We start from the raw sequence: 17,760 nt of genomic DNA, 5'->3' as shown, positions 1-17,760 counted from the left end.
GCAGCGGGACAAAGGGTTAACGGATTGGCCGAAATTGCCTAACTGCTGACAGATTCATCTGCGATTTTGCTCCGAGCCATAAGAGAATTTAACCAGTCCCCCTTCTGCCGACACGACAACGAGTGAGCCACCGTATGAAAATCCTAGCCGTAGATGACGATCCCACCATTCTTGACCTGTTGCGCGACTGTCTGACGCCGTCGCTGGGGTTCGATCTGGTCTGTGCAGACTCGGCCGAGGATGGGTTGGCCAAGATCGACGAACACGGGGCAAGCTTTGACTGCTTCTTGCTGGATATCATGCTGCCCGGCGTTGACGGGATCACCCTATGTGACGACATCCGCAATATGCAGGCCTATAAAAGTGCGCCGATCATCATGATCACCGGCAGCCGGAAACATGATCTGATGGACACTGCCTTCCGCGCCGGGGCGACGGATTTCATCTTCAAGCCCTTGAACGGGATCGAACTGGGCGCGCGTATCAACATGGCGGGCATGCTCAGCGACAGTCTGCGCCGTGAACGCGAGGCCGCGCATACGCTGGCGGAGCTGTCGGGCCTGATGAAGGTACGGGTCGAGGAAAGTTTTGATCTGAACGTTGTCGGCGTCGACGATCTGCACGGTTTCGAAAACCACATGCTGCGTCTGCCCGAAGGCTGCTATGCCATGAGCCTTTTTGCGGTCAAGCTCCCGCAGATCCGCAATATCTTCGAGGCCGCAAGCCCGGCTGAGTTCTGTCGCCAGATGGGCTTGGTTGCGCAGGCCACGGTCGCGGCACTGGCCCATGAGAAATGCTTTATGGGCTATGCGGGCGAGGGGATCATCGTGGGCACCGTGATGGGCCGCCACCGGATCAAGCCCGAAGAGATACAGAAAGACATCGAAGACATCCTGTCCCATGATGGCACCGCCGCACGTATCGGTGGGGATTTCAGCGCCGATGTCACGGTCAAGCTGGTGTCGAACCAGCGGCTGTGGTCGGGGCTGTCTGCCTGCAACACGCTGCGCGATTTTCTGGGCCGTGAAACCGTGCCCGACAGCACCAGCACCGACCGCACCGATGGCTATACGGAACTGGCCGACGGGGTGTAACGGGAAACCCGTGCCGCGTCGCTGCGGCGCGTTGACCGACACATAAAAAGGCCCCCGCAGTTTCCTGCGGGGGCCTTTTTTCTTAGAACTTTCGCCTAGATCAGCGCGAGAATTTCTTGTGCTTCATGCGCTTGGGTTCCATGGCGTCTTCGCCCAGACGACGCTTCTTGTCCTCTTCGTAGTCAGAGAAGCCGCCTTCGAACCATTCAACATGCGCGTCGCCTTCAAAGGCGAGGATGTGCGTACAAATCCGGTCAAGGAAGAAACGGTCGTGCGAGATGACCACGGCGCAGCCCGCGAAATCGACCAGCGCGTCTTCGAGCGCGCGCAGGGTTTCAACGTCCAGATCGTTGGTAGGTTCATCGAGCAGCAGCACGTTGCCGCCTTCTTTCAGCAGACGCGCCATATGCACACGGTTGCGTTCACCGCCCGACAGCAGGCCGACTTTCTTCTGCTGGTCACCGCCCTTGAAGTTGAAGGCGCCGCAATAGGCGCGGGAGTTCACTTCGGCATCACCAAGCTTGATGATCTCGGCCCCGCCCGAAATGGCCTGCCAGACGTTGTCATCAGGGTTCAGGTCATCGCGCGACTGGTCAACATAGGACAGATCAACGGTATTCCCGAGTTCGATCGTGCCGGTATCGGGTTGTTCATGGCCGGTGATCATCTTGAATAGGGTCGATTTACCTGCGCCGTTGGGGCCGATGACGCCGACGATTCCGCCCGGTGGCAGAGAGAAGTCCAGCTTTTCGATCAACAGCTTGTCGCCCATGGCTTTGGACAGGCCCTCGACCTCAAGCACCTTGTTGCCCAGACGGGGACCGTTGGGGATAACGATCTGGGCGCGGGTCAGACGCTCGCGCTCTGAGCTGTCGGCCATTTCGTTATAGGCGTTAATACGTGCTTTGGATTTCGCCTGACGGGCCTTGGCCCCCTGACGCATCCATTCCAATTCGCGCGACAGTGTCTTTTGTTTGGACTTGTCTTCGCGGGCTTCTTGCTCAAGCCGTTTGGCTTTCTGGTCGATCCAGTTGGAATAGTTCCCCTCGTAGGGGATGCCATTGCCGCGGTCGAGCTCGAGGATCCAGCTGGTGATGTTATCAAGGAAATACCGGTCGTGGGTAACGATCAGGATCGTGCCCTTATAGTCGATCAGGTGCTGTTGCAGCCACGCGATGGTTTCCGCGTCCAGGTGGTTGGTCGGTTCGTCAAGCAGCAGCATTTCGGGCGCTTCCAGCAGCAGCTTGCACAGCGCCACGCGGCGGGCTTCACCACCGGACAGTTTGGTCACATCGGCATCGTCGGGCGGGCAGCGCAGGGCTTCCATCGAGACGTCGATCTGGCTGTCGAGATCCCAGAGGTTTTCGGCGTCGATCTGATCCTGCAAGGCGGCCATTTCGTCGGCTGTCTCGTCGGAATAGTTCATCGCCAGTTCGTTGTAGCGGTCCAGAATGTCTTTCTTGGCTTTCACGCCCAGCATGACATTTTCGCGCACGGTCAGGGCAGGGTCCAGATAGGGTTCCTGTTCCAGGTAGCCGACCTTGGCCCCTTCAGCGACCCATGCTTCGCCCGAGTAATCCTTGTCCTTGCCGGCCATGATCTTCATCAGCGTGGATTTACCCGCACCGTTGACGCCGACCACACCGATTTTCACACCGGGCAGGAAGTTCAGGTTAATGTTGTCGAAACACTTTTTGCCGCCCGGGTAGGTCTTTGAGACACCGGACATGTGATAGACATATTGATAGGCGGCCATTGAGAATCCTCGGATAAGCTGAATACGGTTTGGAACGTGCAATATCGCCACAGGCGGGCAAGAGCAAACATTCAATATATAGGGCCTATGCCACGCTTTTGAAGCCCGCCTGTTACCGGGCGATTCACAAGGCGCAGGGGAAAGACGCACAAAGCGCGGATCGCGCGGGCGGCAAAGGCTGTTTTTCCGATAACTATCCCTTTTTGCCGTTTTCGAGCGGTGAACTGGGGACGAATGACCGAATTTTACGCGAAATTCAGTCGAAAAAAATTTTGGACCTCGTTTATATTCGCCTAATCCGGGTGCGTTCAGCGCCCCGGTACAACGCGGCCGCAAAAAGACCGCGTCATACACAAAGGGACAAATACATGACAGCATCCACTATTGTTGTTGGACTGGACGGGGGGGAAGCCGGGGCGCGCGCTTTGGATTTCGCAGCGAAACAGGCCAAATTGATCGGCGATTGCGAGCTCAAGCTCGTTTACGTGATTGAATGGTCTCCATTCAGCTTCCAGACCTCGGAAGAGAATGACCAGCGCCACAAGCGGCGCGAAGAGGAACTGGCACTGGCCCGCGAACGTATCGTCGATCCCGCGGTCAAGAAGGTCAGCGAAGAGGGGGGCACCGTTCAGGGCATCGTGAAACACGGCGATGTGGCCGATATTCTGGACGATCTGGCCAAGAAGCACGGCGCACAGCAGATCGTGGTGGGCCGTGTCGGTCTGCGCGGCCTGAAAGAGCGTATGTTCGGCGGCGTAACGGGCCGCTTGGCTGTGGCGTCCCGCGTGCCTCTGACGATCATTCCTTGAAAGGTCATATCATGAAAAAATTTCTGACAACGGGTGCGGGGGCTGCTGCTGTCTCTGCTTTGCCCATGGTTGCCGCGGCACAAGAAACCGTCGGCATGGATCAACGCATCAATGATATTTTCGCGGGTTCGACAGGCTGGTTCGTCAATCTGATCTTCATGTCGCTACCCGGCACCAACTTCCCGTGGATCGTGCTGTGGCTGGTGGTCGCCGCGTCGGTGTTTACGCTGTATTTCGGCTTCATTCAGGTCAAAGCGTTCTGGCATGCGATCTCGCTGGTCAAAGGCGATTATTCCGATCCCGATGACGCGGGCGAGGTGAGCCATTTTCAGGCGCTTGCAACGGCGCTGTCGGGGACTGTCGGTCTGGGCAATATCGCGGGCGTCGCGGTGGCCGTGGGCATCGGCGGTCCGGGGGCGACCTTCTGGATGATCCTGGCCGGTTTGCTGGGCATGGCCTCCAAGTTCACCGAATGTACGCTGGGTGTGAAATACCGCAATGAATACGCCGATGGCACCGTCTCCGGTGGTCCGATGTACTATATGACAAAGGGCTTCAAGGAGCGCGGCCTGCCTTTGGGCGGGGTGCTGGCGGTGATCTTTTCGATCTTTACCATCGGTGGTGCCTTGGGCGGCGGGAATATGTTCCAGGCCAATCAGGCCCATGCGCAGCTGTCCGGTATCATCGGAGACTACCCCGGCTGGATCACGGGCATCGTCTTTGCCGCAGTGGTCTTTGCGGTCATCGTCGGCGGGATCAAATCCATCGCCAATGTCACCGAGAAAATCGTGCCGCTGATGGGCGTGATCTATGTTGGTGCCGCGCTGATCATCCTGATCGTTGAATACGACAAGATCGGTTGGGCCTTTGGCCAGATTTTTGAAGGCGCGTTCAGCGGCTTGGGCGTTGCTGGCGGTCTGGTTGGCGCGCTGATCCAGGGCTTTAAACGGGCGGCGTTCTCGAACGAGGCGGGTGTCGGCTCGGCGGCGATCGCACACTCTGCCGTGCGCACCAAAGAGCCGGTGACCGAAGGCGTCGTGTCCCTGTTGGAGCCCTTCATCGATACCGTTGTCATCTGTACGATGACCGCGCTGGTGATCACCATCTCTGGCGTGCTGGTGATGGACCCCGAAACCGGCCGCTTCATCCTGAATGACGCAGGCACCGCGATCCAGACCATCGACGGGTCAAGCGGCGTTCAGCTGACATCGGCTGCCTTTGCGACCGGATTCAGCTGGTTCCCCTATGTGCTGGCGCTGGCGGTGATCCTGTTCGCCTTCTCCACCATGATCAGCTGGTCCTACTACGGGCTGAAGGCGTGGACCTATCTGTTCGGTGAAGGCAAAACCAAAGAGATCGTGTTCAAGGTGATCTTCTGCCTGTTCATCATCGTGGGGGCGGCGGCCAATCTGGGCGCGGTTATCGACTTCTCTGATGCGATGATCTTTGCGATGGCGGTTGTGAACATCACGGCGCTGTACTTCCTGATGCCGATCGTGAAACGCGAGATGAAGAGCTATTTCGCGCGGTTGAAATCCGGCGAGATCAAGAAGTTCGTCGATTAACGCACGGATAACGCGATTGACAAAGGGGCGTTGCTGCCCTTCTTTCGGCCCCTGATGTATATCGGGGGCCGTTTTCGTTGGGTTATCCATTTCCATATGCGCCCCCGGGGCAGGTGATCGGGCTGCTTGGCGGGTCGTTTGATCCGGCGCACGAGGGTCACGCCCATATCACCCGCGAGGCGATCAAGCGTTTCGGGCTGGATCGGGTGTGGTGGATGGTCAGCCCGGGCAATCCGCTCAAGGCGCATGGGCCGGCCCCGATGGCGTCCCGTCTGGCCCGCGCGCGCGAGGTGATGCAGCACCCGCGGGTCGAGGTCACCGATATCGAGGCCCATCTTGGCACCCGCTACACCGCGCAAACCCTTGCCGCGCTGCGGGCCCGCTATCCCGGTGTGCGCTTCGTCTGGCTGATGGGGGCGGATAATCTGGCGCAGTTCCACCTGTGGCAGGATTGGCGGCAGATCATGGAGACAGTGCCCCTAGGGGTGCTTGCACGGCCCGGCCAGCGCATATCGGCACGGATGAGCCACGCCGCAACGCTTTATGCACCCTACCGGATTTCGGGGCGGCAAAGCCAGCTCTTGGGGCAGGCACCGGCCCCCGCGTGGTGTTTTGTGAACGTCCCGATGGTCGATGTCAGCTCAAGCGCGATCCGGGCCGCGGGCAAATGGTCAGCGCAATCTGGCAGAGGCGATACCCGCCCCTAGGATCATCGCCATGCCGGCCCATGTCAGGGCGTCGGGCCATGCGCCGAACACCAGCCACCCCAGCCCCACGGCGGACAGCAGTTGCAGATACACCAGCGGTGCGACCTTGGTCGCAGGGGCCATGCGATAGGCGTATAACATCAGCAGGTTGCCCAGCATCGAACACAGCGCGCTTGCGAGGCTTAGCCCCAGGACGGGGCCGGTCAGTGGCGGGAAATAGGCCACCCCCAGCGGCAAAAGCAGCAGCCCGCTGATCACCAACTGGCTGAAGGTCAGCGCAAGGGGCGGGGCGAGATGCGACAGCCAGCGCGACATCGTGAGGAACACGCCATAAAGCGTCCCCGCGGTCAGCGCCCAAAGCAGCCCTGCACTGGGTTCAAGCCCCGGTCGGACCACGACCAGCACCCCCAGAAACCCCGCCACGATCAACGCGCTGCGCTGAAGCGATATCGCCTCGCGCAGGAAGAGCGCGGCCAGCACATAGCTGAGCAGCGGGCCGATAAAGAAGGCGGCAAAGACATTGGCCACGTCCTCGGTCACCAGTGCTGTCTGGATGCAGGTGATGCTGCCGCACAGGATGGCGGCACGGACCCAGATGCGCCAGTTGCCGAACAGGGCGCGCGTTTGCGGCGGGGCGAAGGGCACAAGCAGCAGCGCCCCGATGGCAAACCGCGACCACGCCACAAAAACGGGGGCCACGCCAAGCTGTGAGGTCAGGATCTTGCCCGCGCTGTCGCCTGCGGGAATCAGTGACATGGCGACAAACATGATCAAAATAACGCGTTGCATGTTTTGTCAGTTAGCATGGGCCCCCGCCCATGAAAATGTGATTTGCAAGCGCTTGTGTCGCTCTGTCCTGTCAGGTTTAAGTCGCCCCATGAAAACTGTTTTATCCCGTCGTTTGTTTCTGAGTACCGCTGCGGCGGCTGTTGTGGCTCCTGCGGCCTTTGCGGCCCCGCCAACTGAATCGCTGCGCCCCGTCTTGCGCGGGGACGATTTGTTCCGGCAGGCGATCCCCTCGGCGCAAGAGCTGATCGACAAGGCGCGGTTGAACGGTGCTGTGACCTTTAGTCTGGCGGATGCGGAAACCGGTGCGGTGCTGGAACAGAACGGCCCGCTTGACGGGATGCCCCCGGCGAGCGTGACCAAGGCGATTACCGCGCTTTACGCGCTGGATACCTTGGGCGCGGCGCATCAGTTTCAGACGCGCATCATGGCGACCGGTGGCATTGTGGACGGCGAAGTGCAGGGCGATCTGATCCTTGTGGGCGGGGGCGATCCGACGCTGGATACGGACGGGCTGGCCAAAATGGCCGATGACCTCAAGGCGGCGGGCATTATCGGCGTCAAAGGCGGGTTGAAGATTTACGAACGCAGCCTGCCGGTCTTCCCGTTGATTGATGCGGATCAGCCGGATCATGTGGGCTATAACCCCGCCGTGTCAGGGCTGGCGCTGAACTTTAACCGCGTCCACTTTGAATGGAAGCGCGAGAACGGCAGCTATTCGGTGCTGATGGACGGGCGGTCGGGGGCTTATCGCCCCGACGTCGCGATGGCCGCGATGGAGATCAGCGACCGCAGTGCGCCGGTCTTTGCCTATCGTGACGCAGGCACCCGCGATGACTGGAGCGTCGCGAAAAGTGCCTTGGGCAATGGGGGGTCGCGCTGGCTGCCGGTGCGCAAGCCGGGGCTGTATGCGGGCGATATCTTTAAGACGTTGGCTGGGGCACAGGGCATCCGTCTGCGCGACATGGCGTTGATCACCAGCTTGCCCGAGGGCGAGGTGCTGGTGACCCGTTCCAGCGCGCCGCTGCGCGATATCCTGCGCGATATGTTGAAGTATTCCAATAACTTGATCGCAGAGATGGCGGGGCTATCCGCCACGGTTTACCGCACGGGCACGCCCGCGTCACTGCGCGCGTCTGCGGCAGAGATGAACGTGTGGGCCAAGGCCAATCTGGGCATGGATGCACCCGCGCTGGTGGACCATTCGGGGTTGGGCGAAGACAGCCGCGTGACCGCGCAGGATATGGTGACGGCGCTGGTGCGGGTCTATGGATCGGGCACGTTGAAACCGTTGCTCAAGTCGATTTCCCTGCGCGATTCCAAGGGGCGGCCCGTGCAGGATCACCCGATCAAAGTCGAGGCGAAGACCGGCACGTTGAACTTTGTCTCGGCCTTGGCAGGGTATCTGACGGCACCGGACGGGCGGGTGATGGCCTTTGCCGTGTTCACCGCCGATATGCCCCGTCGCGCCACCTTGACCCGCGCGCAGCGCGAACGCCCCGAGGGGGGGCGGGCGTGGAACGGGCGCTCCAAACGGTTGCAGCAAGGGCTGATCGAACGCTGGGGGGCGTTCCATGTGGCTGCGGATTCGGCCTCTCTTTAATCGCGGTGTCGCGGCCTATTTGACGTGACGGGCGCGGGCACCGCGTTCGATGGCGGCGGCGTGCAGGCGGTCGAGGTCAAGCTCGTAGCGGATTTCTTCCAGCAGACGCAATTCGGCTTCGTCCAACGTGCCGTCGGCCGCGGCCACATCGCAGGCCAGCGCATAGGCCGTTTCGTTCAGCCGGTCGGGCAGCGCGCCCTTGATCAGGCCGAACAGGGCATCCAGCCCGTCTTCCTGTTCGAACAGGTCGAACACCATCGAGCTGACAGAGCTGATGCGGTCCACATCATAGCCCGAAAAGACGGGGAGCATGTTTACAGCCGTCTGGATCTTGAGCAATTCGGTGGTGCGGATGTCCTCGTCTGATGCGGAAACCGCGATCATCACGGCGACAAGGCAATCCTGCGCGCTGAGGGTGAGGGAGGTGTCGTCATTCATGCGCATTTCCGTTCGGTCATTCCGTTGATCTGCAGATTATTGACGGGCCTACGGGGACGCAATAGGTACGGACTGCCTGCGCGCATTGGGTGCGGGGTGAAAATGATGGAATTGATGACATGTCGCAGATGCGTGAAGCAGCCCTAACCAGTAAAGCGTGGCCGTTCGAGGAAGCACGTCGGGTGTTGAAACGCTATGCAAACAAGGCCCCCGAGAAGGGATACGTCTTGTTCGAGACCGGCTATGGCCCGTCGGGTCTGCCGCATATCGGGACCTTCGGCGAAGTTGCGCGCACGACGATGATCCGCCGCGCATTTGAGCAGATCAGCGACATTCCGACGCGGCTGGTGTGCTTTTCCGACGATCTGGACGGGATGCGCAAAGTGCCGGGTAACGTGCCCGACCCCGCCGCATTGGAAGAACATCTGCAGCGCCCGCTGACATCGGTGCCCGATCCTTTCGGCAAATACGACAGCTTTGGCGCGCATAACAACGCCATGCTGCGGCGTTTTCTGGATACCTTCGGGTTCGAGTACGAGTTTATCTCGGCCACGGAATTCTACGGCTCCGGCAAGTTCGACGAGGTGCTTTTGCGCGCCGCCGAGAAGTATGACGAGATCATGGAAGTGATGCTCAAGTCGCTGCGCGAGGAGCGTCGGCAGACCTATTCGATCTTCCTGCCGATCCACCCTGAAACGGGGCGGGTAATGTATGTGCCGATGAAAGCGGTCAACGCCAGGGAAGGCACGATCACCTTCGACGATGAAGACGGCACCGAAATGACCCTGCCGCTGACCGGTGGTAATGTGAAGTTGCAGTGGAAGCCTGACTTTGGTGCCCGTTGGGCCGCCCTTGATGTCGACTTTGAGATGTACGGCAAGGATCACAGCACCAACACGCCGATCTATGACAAGATCTGCCGTATTCTGGGCAACCGCCCGCCCGAGCATTTCACCTATGAGCTGTTCCTTGATCAGGACGGGCACAAGATCTCCAAATCGTCGGGCAATGGTCTGACCATCGACGAATGGCTGACCTATGCCAGCGCGGAATCGCTGTCGTATTTCATGTACCTCAAGCCCAAGACGGCCAAGCGCATGTATTTCGACGTGATCCCCAAGGCGGTCGACGAATACCACCAGCAGCTGCGCGCCTATGAAACGCAGGACGACAAGGGCAAGCTGAACAACCCCGTTTGGCATATCCACGGGGGCGATGTGCCCAAGTCGGATATGGTTGTGCCGTTCTCGATGTTGCTGAACCTCGCGTCGGTCTCCTCGGCCGAGGACAAGTCGCAACTGTGGGGCTTTATCCAGCGGTATGCGCCGGATGCGACGCCCGAAGGCAACCCCGGTATGGATGCGGCGGCCGAGCATGCGGTGCGCTATTACAATGATTTCGTGAAGCCCGCCAAAGTGTTCCGCGCCCCTTCCGAGCTGGAGCGGGAAGCCTTGGAAGACCTGCGGGACCAGCTGAAAACATGGGACGGCGGGCTGGATGCCGAGGCGTTGCAGACGATGGTTTTCGCCGTCGGGAAAGAGCGTTTCGACCCGCTGCGCGACTGGTTCACCGCGCTTTACGAAGTGTTGCTGGGCGCCAGCCAAGGTCCGCGCTTCGGTGGGTTCATCGCGCTTTATGGTGTGGATGAAACGGTCGCCCTGATCGACGACGCGTTGGCAGGCAAGCTGACCACGGCGTGAAACTATTGCCCTATGATGTGCGTGGCTTAGGTTAAGTTCAACACATCATAGGGAGCATTCTCATGCGTGGCGCGGTTCTTTCGGCATTTTTCGGGATGGTTTTGACCTTTGCGACGGCGCTTGGTGCCACGGCGCAGCAGGCGGATATCGAAAGCACGATCACAGGCCAGTTCGAGGCTTTCAAGGCAGATGATTTCGAGGGTGCCTTCGCTTATGCGAGCCCCAATCTGCAGATGATGTTTCAATCTACCGAGAACTTTAAACGTATGGTGACCACGGGCTATCCGATGGTCTGGAAACACGCCGAGGTGCGGTTTCTGGACCTGCGCGAGATCGCTGGTGCGCAGTGGCAGAAGGTGCAGGTCACGGACCTGAAAGGATTTACCTATTTGCTGGATTATCAGATGGTTGAGACGCCCGAGGGCTGGCGTATTGCCGCCGTTCAACTGCTGGATGCGCCAAGCGTTTCTGCCTGACAGGCGCGACATCTTTGGCACGCTCATGTGACCGTTTGCGGCGTACGCTGCGGTTAGGCGTGGTTAACCCTTTGTGCATAAATCTTTCCCCCTGCCGGCCAAGCGCCGGAGTTTTGCAATTCATGGGGGGCGACATCGCAACCCGACGAAGGGGATGACGATGAACAAGGCAATCACGGACGGTTTGCTACTGACACCTGCGGCATTTGCGCAAGGCTTGGATGTGTATTCAAGCGGGGATGGCACGGCGGGGTCTGATACCTATGCCAATGCCATAAATGCGGCGTTTATCCCTGCGGATCAGGACTTTGGCGGGGCGCTTGAGCTGATAAAAACGCAATCCACGCAAAAGCTGCGATACATGGGGCAAACGCCACTTTTGCCGGGGTGTTACCTGCGGATCACGGCGCGGGTGAAGGCGATCAGTGGGAATCTACCGTCGGTGCGGATCGCGGGGTATCCGGCGCTTGGCAATGGCAGTCGAGCGGGCGGGCTGGTGGAGGCCGGTCCGGCGGTGACGCTGACCAGCTATGGCGAGGTGGTCGAGGTCAGCGCGATTGTCGGATCGGGGCTGCGCGGCGGGGTCGATATGGTCTGGGGCAATGCGCCGGTCTATGGGCATTTCGGGCTGGACCTGACGGGGCAGAATGGCGGGGTCGTTCGCATTGACGATTTGCAGATCGAGGATGTGACGGGCGTCTTTCTGCGGGACATGCTGGCACAGGTGGATGTGCGGGATTATGGCGCGGTGGGGGATGGCAGCACCGATGATACGGCGGCCTTTGTGGCGGCGAATGCGGATGCGCAGGGGCGCAGCGTGTTGATCCCGCAAGGGACGTATTTGCTGAACGGGGACGTGACGTTTGACGCGCCGACGCGGTTTGAAGGGACGGTGATCATGCCCGCCAGCGCGATCCTGCTGCTGCGGCGCAACTTTGATCTGCCAAATTATATCGAGGCGTTCGGGAATGAAGAGATCGCCTTTCGCAAGGCGTTTCAGGCGTTGCTGAACAATGCGGATCATGAATCGCTCGATCTGGGCGGGCGCAAGGTCAACGTGACCGGTCCCATCGATATGCAGGCCGCGACGCCCGAACGCAGCAGCTATGCCACGCGGCGGGTGATTCGCAACGGCCAGTTTGAAGCGGCCACGAATGGCGATTGGGATACGGTCACGATGACCTCGCAAGCTAGCTATTCGCCCTCGGATGCGCGCAAGCTGACAAATGTGGTGAATGTGGCGAATGTGCCTGTGGGGGCGCTGATCACGGGCAATGGGGTAGGGCGCGAGATTTATGTGCGCGCCAAGAACGTCGCCACGCAAGAGATCACCCTGAACGCGCCCTTGTATGATGCGGCGGGGACGCAGAATTTTACCTTTACGCGGTTCCAGTATCTGCTGGATTTCAGCAACTACAGCCAGCTGAGCAAATTCGTTCTGGATGACATCGAATTCCAGTGCAACAACGTGGCCAGCGCCATCAACCTTGCGCCATCGGGGACGATTTTCCATGTGCGGGACTGCTTTATCTCGCGCCCGAAGGATCGGGGGATCACGTCGATTGGTGGCGGCTGTCAGGGGATGTTCGTGGACCGTTGCCAGTTCCTGTCCGCCGAAGATGCGCTGGACGTGCCGGACCGGACCACGATCGCGATCAACTGCAACGCCAATGACGTCAAGATTCGCGACAACCGTGCCACGCGCTTTCGCCATTTTGCGCTGCTGGCGGGGCAGAATAATATCGTCACGGGGAACCACTTCTTTCAGGGGGATACGGTCAAGAACGGCGTCCGCTCTGCCGGGTTGATCCTTGCGGCGCAGCACACGGCGAGCGTGGTCAGCGGGAACTATATCGACAATTGCTTTGTCGAATGGACCAACGAACAAGACCCCGCGCCGGACTACAGCAGCGAGTATTCTTTCAGCTCCCTGTCGATCAGCGGTAATATCTTTCTGTCGGGTGAGGTGGCCCCGTGGTTCAGCTATATCGTGATCAAGCCCCATGGGGCGGGTCATGTGATCAATGGGCTGACGATCAACGACAACCGCTTCCGCAGCATCAACGGGTTCATTGATCGGGTCGAACGGATCGACACGAGCTTTGCGGATATGGATTTCTCGCGCATGCGCAATATCGAGATGACCGGCAATTCGTTCCACGGCATCCACAATCCGGTGTCGAACCCGGTGCAGGTTGAACATACCGAAGCCAGTCTGGCCAAGACCTGGGTGGTGGATATTGCCGACCGCTTTCCGTTCGGCGGGTGGGCGATTGCGGTGGATAGCATCACGATGGACGGGCCGGTGCGCAACGGATCGAATGTGGCGCAATACAGCGTGCCCTATGTGCTGACGGATCAGGGTGCGGATCGTGATCTGCTCCATCTGGTCTGGAGCACCAGCGTCAAAGGGTCGATCTTTATGCAGGCGCGCATGGATAAACGCTAGAACTCGCGCCAGAGCGAGAGTTTTAGCGCGGGGTTGGAGGTGTCGTTGATCAACGTCTCTGCCCCGATCTGGAAGCGGATGTCGGGGCGGCTTTTCAGCGGGCGCATGACGATAGAGGGCGCGACAGAGGTGGCGCTGGCGACAGAGGTCGAGGCATAGTAGATTTGCAGCATCCCAGAAAACCGGTCGCCGAAGTTGATGCCTATGGTGCTGTCGACTTTGGCGAGATGCTCTTGCAGGTAGATGTCCCACGCGAGGGAGCTGTCGATGGTCACCCAGCCGTGTTTCTGCCCCAGCGTATAGCCGCGGCCCCAAGACAGCCCCGCTTTGACATTGGGATAGACCGCATCCCCCACCCATGCCGCGCCGAACCCCAGCTCCGCCGACCAGACGTTAGGGCGGTCGCGACGGCCTAAGGGGCGGCGCAGGAAAACCGACGCAAATCCCGATTGCAGGCCGATGGAACTGGCGAGAAAGCCGACCTCTGCCCCCAGGGTCAGGTCGTCGCGCACGCCATATTCCATGAAGGTGCTTTCCGAAATGTCGTAGCTGCGCGTGACGTTTACCGTGGTGGAGGTAAATCCCGTGCCCTTTTCGCGCAGCCACGCGCCGCCCTGTGCAGGGGTGGGAAGCTGCAGTAAGCCAAGCAGAAGGAACGGCCAGTAGCGCATGGGGTACCCTTTCGGCGGGTAGCTTGGCGCGTCATGCTTAACAAATTACTTACAGACCTTTGGGGCGGCATGCGAAAAGGCCCGCAGCAATGCTACGGGCCTTTCTCGTTGAATCGTGTGTGCGTCGTTTAGACGTTGACGCTGCCGCCGCGTGGGCCAGCGATCAGCCATACGATAAAGCCGACGACCGGGAAGATCAGGACGCCGAGAATCCAGAGGATTTTCGCAAGCCCCGAAGCGCCGGAGGTGAAGATTTGATAGATCGCGTAGATGTCTGCGATCAGGATAATGAGTCCGAGAAGGCCGAATTCCATTGTAAAGCTCCTGGGTTGTAATCTGCATTACTGTCTGGGGTCACAACTTCCCGCGTGGCCCAGATGTTCCCGAAATTGTTACTGGAACCATTTCCCGCTTCGCCGAGTTGCCCTTGCATCGCCTAGAACGGCAAGTGAATTTGGAAGGAAATACTATGAAGACCTCTACCGCAGTAATCGCAGGCCTTGCCGCAATTCTGGTCATCGCATTTGCGATCTTTTTCATCGATATCGATCAGACTGAAGAAGGGTCGCTGCCGGATGTTGATGTGTCCGTTGAAGGCGGCAATCTGCCCGAGTTTGACGCGCAGACCGGTTCGGTTTCCGTGACTGAAGAAGAGGTCGACGTTGAAGTTCCGGACGTTGAAGTGACCACCGAAGAGAAAACGATCACCGTCCCCGGCGTTGAGGTTACTCCGCCCGCAGGTGACTGATATCGTTTGATGGTTTGAACGCAGAAAGCGCCCTCTGATTTGGTCAGGGGGCGCTTTTGTTATGGGACAGGGCTTAGTTGCGGGTCAGTTTGGTCGCGGGTTTCGCACCGTTGTCGCCGTCGGAGGCGAAGGTCAGCGTGACTTTATCGCCGGCCATCAGGTCGGACGGGACAAGGGTTTTGGCATCCAGCGTCCAGGATGATTTGTCTTGCAGGACGATGATATTCGCAAGGCGGTCATAAGCAAGGATCGTGCCGGTTGTCTCATCGGCAAAGGCGGGGGCAGAGAGGGCGGTCAGGCCCAGTGTAGCAAGGGCGATCAGGCGCATTTGGGATCCTCCGGATAAAGCGCAGACTCCGAATGTGGGGTGGGTGCGGGTGCAAAGCAATCACCTTGCAACGGGCGCATGAAAATAATTTTGCGCCAAGCCGTAGCAGGGGAACTGCGGGCGGGTGGACGGGTTTTGCCGCTACATCCAACTGACAGGAGACAGCGATGAAAGCCCAATCGAAAGCCCAACAACGCGCCGCCGGTGCAGCCCTGTCTGCCAAGCGGGGCGAGACCAAGGTCAAGGATCTGCAAGGCGCGTCGAAAGATATGTACGACAGCATGTCAGAGGACGAGCTGGAGGAGATGGCCTCGACCGACCATGACGGGTTGCCGGACGAGGTGGATGACTAGACGCGCCGCCTAGCGTTTTTTGCCGCCGTAGCGGGATTTGCCACCGCGCATCCCGCCGCGACCGCCGGTTGATCGGCCCGACGCCTTTTGCGCGTCGTCGACGGCTTTTTCGACAGCGTACTGACGCGCCATCGGATCGTCGGCGATGGCCAGATCGACGGATTCGAGCCGTTTGACCTCGTCGCGCAGGCGTGCGGCTTCTTCGAACTCGAGGTTCTCGGCGGCTTTGCGCATATCGGTGCGCAACCCGTCGAGCACGGTTTGCAGGTTGCCGCCCGCGAGCGGGTTATCGATCTTGGCCGTGACGCGGCTCATGTCCACATCGCCTTTGTAGAGACCGGCGAGGATATCATCGACATTCTTCTTGACCGTTGTCGGCGTGATCCCGTGTTCTTCGTTATAGGCCAGCTGCTTGGCGCGACGGCGGTCGGTTTCGCCAATCGCACGCTCCATCGAGCCGGTGATCCGGTCGGCGTACATGATCACGCGGCCTTCGGCGTTCCGCGCGGCCCGCCCGATGGTCTGGATCAGCGAGGTCTCCGAGCGCAGGAACCCTTCCTTATCCGCATCGAGAATCGCCACCAGCCCACATTCGGGAATGTCCAAGCCTTCGCGCAGAAGGTTGATCCCGATCAGCACGTCAAAAGCGCCAAGCCGCAGGTCGCGCAGGATTTCGATGCGTTCGATCGTGTCGATATCGCTGTGCATGTAGCGCACGCGGATGCCCTGTTCGTGCATGTATTCGGTCAGGTCTTCGGCCATGCGTTTGGTCAGCACGGTGCAAAGCGTGCGATAGCCGTCGGCGGCGACCTTGCGCACCTCGTCCAGCAGATCGTCGACCTGCATTTCGACAGGACGGATTTCGATTTTGGGGTCGATCAAGCCGGTGGGGCGAATGATCTGTTCAGTAAACACACCGCCGGATTGTTCGATTTCCCACGCGGCGGGGGTGGCCGAGACAAAGACCGACTGCGGGCGCATAGCGTCCCATTCCTCGAACTTGAGGGGGCGGTTGTCCATACAGGAGGGCAGGCGGAACCCGTGTTCGGCCAGCGTGAATTTGCGTCGGTAGTCGCCTTTGTACATCCCGCCGATCTGCGGCACGGAGACGTGGCTTTCGTCTGCAAAAACAATCGCGTTGTCGGGGATGAATTCGAACAGCGTGGGGGGCGGCTCTCCGGGGGCGCGGCCCGTCAGATAGCGCGAATAGTTCTCGATCCCGTTGCAGACGCCGGTGGCTTCAAGCATCTCGATGTCGAAGTTGCAGCGCTGTTCAAGCCGTTGCGCTTCCAGCAGCTTTCCTTCGGCGACAAGCTGGTCCAGCCGCATCCGCAGCTCTTTCTTGATGCCGATCACCGCTTGGTTCATCGTTGGTTTCGGCGTCACATAGTGGCTGTTCGCATAGACGCGGATCTGGTCGAAAGTGCCGGTCTTCTCGCCGGTGAGCGGGTCGAATTCGGTGATGCTTTCCAGCTCTTCGCCAAAAAAGGACAGACGCCATGCGCGGTCCTCAAGGTGGGCCGGAAAGATTTCAAGGCTGTCGCCGCGCACGCGGAAGGTGCCGCGCTGGAAAGCAGCGTCATTGCGTTTATACGCCTGCGCGATCAGGTCTGCGATCACTTGGCGTTGGTCATAGTTGTTGCCGGTCTTGAGGTCCTGCGTCATCGCGCCATAGGTCTCGACCGAGCCGATCCCGTAGATGCACGATACCGACGCGATGATGATCACGTCATCGCGTTCCAGCAGCGCCCGCGTGGCAGAGTGGCGCATCCGGTCGATCTGTTCGTTGATCTGGCTTTCCTTCTCGATGAAGGTATCGGACCGCGCGACATAGGCTTCGGGCTGGTAGTAGTCGTAGTAGGAGACGAAATATTCCACCGCGTTGTCGGGAAAGAACCCCTTGAATTCGCCGTAAAGCTGCGCCGCCAGCGTTTTGTTCGGCGCGAGGATGATCGCGGGGCGCTGTGTTTCCTCGATCACCTTGGCCATCGTGAACGTCTTGCCCGTCCCCGTGGCCCCCAAAAGCACCTGATCGCGTTCGCCTGACCGCACCCCTTCGGACAGTTCCTTGATCGCCGTGGGCTGGTCGCCTGCGGGTTCGAACTCGGTCGCCAGCTTGAACTTCTTGCCGCCCTCGAGCTTGGGGCGCTCGCGCACGTTGGGCGCGGGATTGGCAAGATAGGCGTCTTTGCGCTCGGGCAGGCTGTCAGAGTGGGCGTAGGCCATAACATCGTCCTTTGGGGGTGTTCCCTAAGGTGTCATATTTTCGCGCGGGTT

17 protein-coding genes are annotated in these 17,760 nt (G+C 59.7%); 10 read left to right on the top strand and 7 right to left on the bottom strand.

The features are described from left to right. The first annotated feature begins 134 nt into the window (after nt 1-134). A complete protein-coding gene (locus B4F27_RS07200) occupies nt 135-1,094 on the top strand; it encodes a response regulator (protein ID WP_074635983.1) in 960 nt (319 codons plus the stop codon). 100 nt (nt 1,095-1,194) lie between these two features. On the opposite strand, the gene ettA is transcribed toward B4F27_RS07200, so the two are convergent. Continuing rightward, on the bottom strand, nt 1,195-2,850 hold the full coding sequence (gene ettA / locus B4F27_RS07195) for an energy-dependent translational throttle protein EttA (protein ID WP_286759274.1): 1,656 nt from the start codon (nt 2,848-2,850) through the stop codon (nt 1,195-1,197). A 368-nt stretch (nt 2,851-3,218) separates the two neighbouring features. Between ettA and B4F27_RS07190 the strand changes: the two genes are divergently transcribed. From B4F27_RS07190 to B4F27_RS07180, 3 genes are all read left to right on the top strand, one after another. Next, complete coding sequence (locus B4F27_RS07190) at nt 3,219-3,659, top strand: universal stress protein (RefSeq protein ID WP_286759273.1); 441 nt, start codon at nt 3,219-3,221, stop codon at nt 3,657-3,659. Nucleotides 3,660-3,670: 11 nt separating this feature from the next. Continuing rightward, nucleotides 3,671-5,224: an alanine/glycine:cation symporter family protein gene (locus B4F27_RS07185; protein WP_005851401.1), complete on the top strand. Its 1,554-nt coding sequence runs from the start codon at nt 3,671-3,673 to the stop codon at nt 5,222-5,224. Between the two features lie 77 nt (nt 5,225-5,301). Continuing rightward, nucleotides 5,302-5,931 carry a nicotinate-nucleotide adenylyltransferase gene (locus B4F27_RS07180; protein WP_286759272.1) on the top strand — a complete coding sequence of 210 codons (630 nt, stop codon included), beginning with the start codon at nt 5,302-5,304 and terminating at the stop codon, nt 5,929-5,931. Here the strand turns inward: B4F27_RS07180 and B4F27_RS07175 are convergent. Further along, nucleotides 5,896-6,720, bottom strand: a complete 825-nt coding sequence (locus tag B4F27_RS07175; RefSeq protein ID WP_286759271.1) for a DMT family transporter — start codon at nt 6,718-6,720, stop codon at nt 5,896-5,898. The two genes, B4F27_RS07180 and B4F27_RS07175, sit on opposite strands and share 36 nt — an antisense overlap. Nucleotides 6,721-6,808: 88 nt before the next feature. Here B4F27_RS07175 and B4F27_RS07170 point away from each other — a divergent pair, with 88 nt between their 5' ends. Next, complete coding sequence (locus B4F27_RS07170; protein WP_286759270.1) at nt 6,809-8,320, top strand: D-alanyl-D-alanine carboxypeptidase/D-alanyl-D-alanine-endopeptidase; 1,512 nt, start codon at nt 6,809-6,811, stop codon at nt 8,318-8,320. A gap of 15 nt (nt 8,321-8,335) precedes the next feature. Here the strand turns inward: B4F27_RS07170 and B4F27_RS07165 are convergent, their stop codons facing one another. Then, nucleotides 8,336-8,758 (bottom strand): tellurite resistance TerB family protein, encoded by a 423-nt coding sequence (locus B4F27_RS07165; RefSeq protein WP_037944901.1) that lies wholly within the window; start codon nt 8,756-8,758, stop codon nt 8,336-8,338. A gap of 119 nt (nt 8,759-8,877) precedes the next feature. On the opposite strand from B4F27_RS07165, the gene B4F27_RS07160 reads away from it, so the two are divergent. The 3 genes from B4F27_RS07160 to B4F27_RS07150 all read left to right on the top strand — a co-directional run bounded on the left by B4F27_RS07160 (nt 8,878) and on the right by B4F27_RS07150 (nt 13,383). Next, a complete protein-coding gene (locus B4F27_RS07160; protein ID WP_286759269.1) occupies nt 8,878-10,458 on the top strand; it encodes a lysine--tRNA ligase in 1,581 nt (526 codons plus the stop codon). Between the two features lie 62 nt (nt 10,459-10,520). Continuing rightward, nucleotides 10,521-10,934, top strand: a complete 414-nt coding sequence (locus B4F27_RS07155; RefSeq protein ID WP_286759268.1) for a DUF4864 domain-containing protein — start codon at nt 10,521-10,523, stop codon at nt 10,932-10,934. Nucleotides 10,935-11,094: 160 nt separating this feature from the next. Further along, the gene (locus B4F27_RS07150) at nt 11,095-13,383 is read left to right on the top strand and encodes a glycosyl hydrolase family 28-related protein (RefSeq protein WP_286759267.1); all 2,289 of its coding nucleotides are present in this window, start codon (nt 11,095-11,097) and stop codon (nt 13,381-13,383) included. On the opposite strand, the gene B4F27_RS07145 is transcribed toward B4F27_RS07150, so the two are convergent. Then, complete coding sequence (locus tag B4F27_RS07145; RefSeq protein ID WP_286759266.1) at nt 13,380-14,054, bottom strand: hypothetical protein; 675 nt, start codon at nt 14,052-14,054, stop codon at nt 13,380-13,382. The two genes, B4F27_RS07150 and B4F27_RS07145, sit on opposite strands and share 4 nt — an antisense overlap. A 128-nt stretch (nt 14,055-14,182) precedes the next feature. After that, the gene (locus tag B4F27_RS07140; protein WP_005851419.1) at nt 14,183-14,368 is read right to left on the bottom strand and encodes a PLDc N-terminal domain-containing protein; all 186 of its coding nucleotides are present in this window, start codon (nt 14,366-14,368) and stop codon (nt 14,183-14,185) included. A 155-nt stretch (nt 14,369-14,523) separates the two neighbouring features. On the opposite strand from B4F27_RS07140, the gene B4F27_RS07135 reads away from it, so the two are divergent. Continuing rightward, nucleotides 14,524-14,802: a hypothetical protein gene (locus B4F27_RS07135; protein WP_037964936.1), complete on the top strand. Its 279-nt coding sequence runs from the start codon at nt 14,524-14,526 to the stop codon at nt 14,800-14,802. Between the two features lie 73 nt (nt 14,803-14,875). Here the strand turns inward: B4F27_RS07135 and B4F27_RS07130 are convergent, their stop codons facing one another. After that, a complete protein-coding gene (locus tag B4F27_RS07130) occupies nt 14,876-15,130 on the bottom strand; it encodes a hypothetical protein (protein WP_005851424.1) in 255 nt (84 codons plus the stop codon). Nucleotides 15,131-15,297: 167 nt separating this feature from the next. Here B4F27_RS07130 and B4F27_RS07125 point away from each other — a divergent pair, with 167 nt between their 5' ends. Then, nucleotides 15,298-15,483 (top strand): DUF3008 family protein, encoded by a 186-nt coding sequence (locus tag B4F27_RS07125; RefSeq protein ID WP_005851426.1) that lies wholly within the window; start codon nt 15,298-15,300, stop codon nt 15,481-15,483. 9 nt (nt 15,484-15,492) lie between these two features. Here B4F27_RS07125 and uvrB read toward each other — a convergent pair whose 3' ends face one another. Continuing rightward, nucleotides 15,493-17,709 (bottom strand): excinuclease ABC subunit UvrB, encoded by a 2,217-nt coding sequence (uvrB, locus tag B4F27_RS07120; protein ID WP_037964938.1) that lies wholly within the window; start codon nt 17,707-17,709, stop codon nt 15,493-15,495. Between the last annotated feature and the right edge of the window lie 51 nt (nt 17,710-17,760).

The organism is Sulfitobacter sp. UBA1132 (assembly GCF_002311545.1).
In the GTDB taxonomy this organism is placed as follows: domain Bacteria; phylum Pseudomonadota; class Alphaproteobacteria; order Rhodobacterales; family Rhodobacteraceae; genus Sulfitobacter; species Sulfitobacter pontiacus.
The sequence above is the reverse complement of the archived record's forward strand: the minus strand, read 5'-3'. Positions and strand labels throughout refer to the sequence as shown.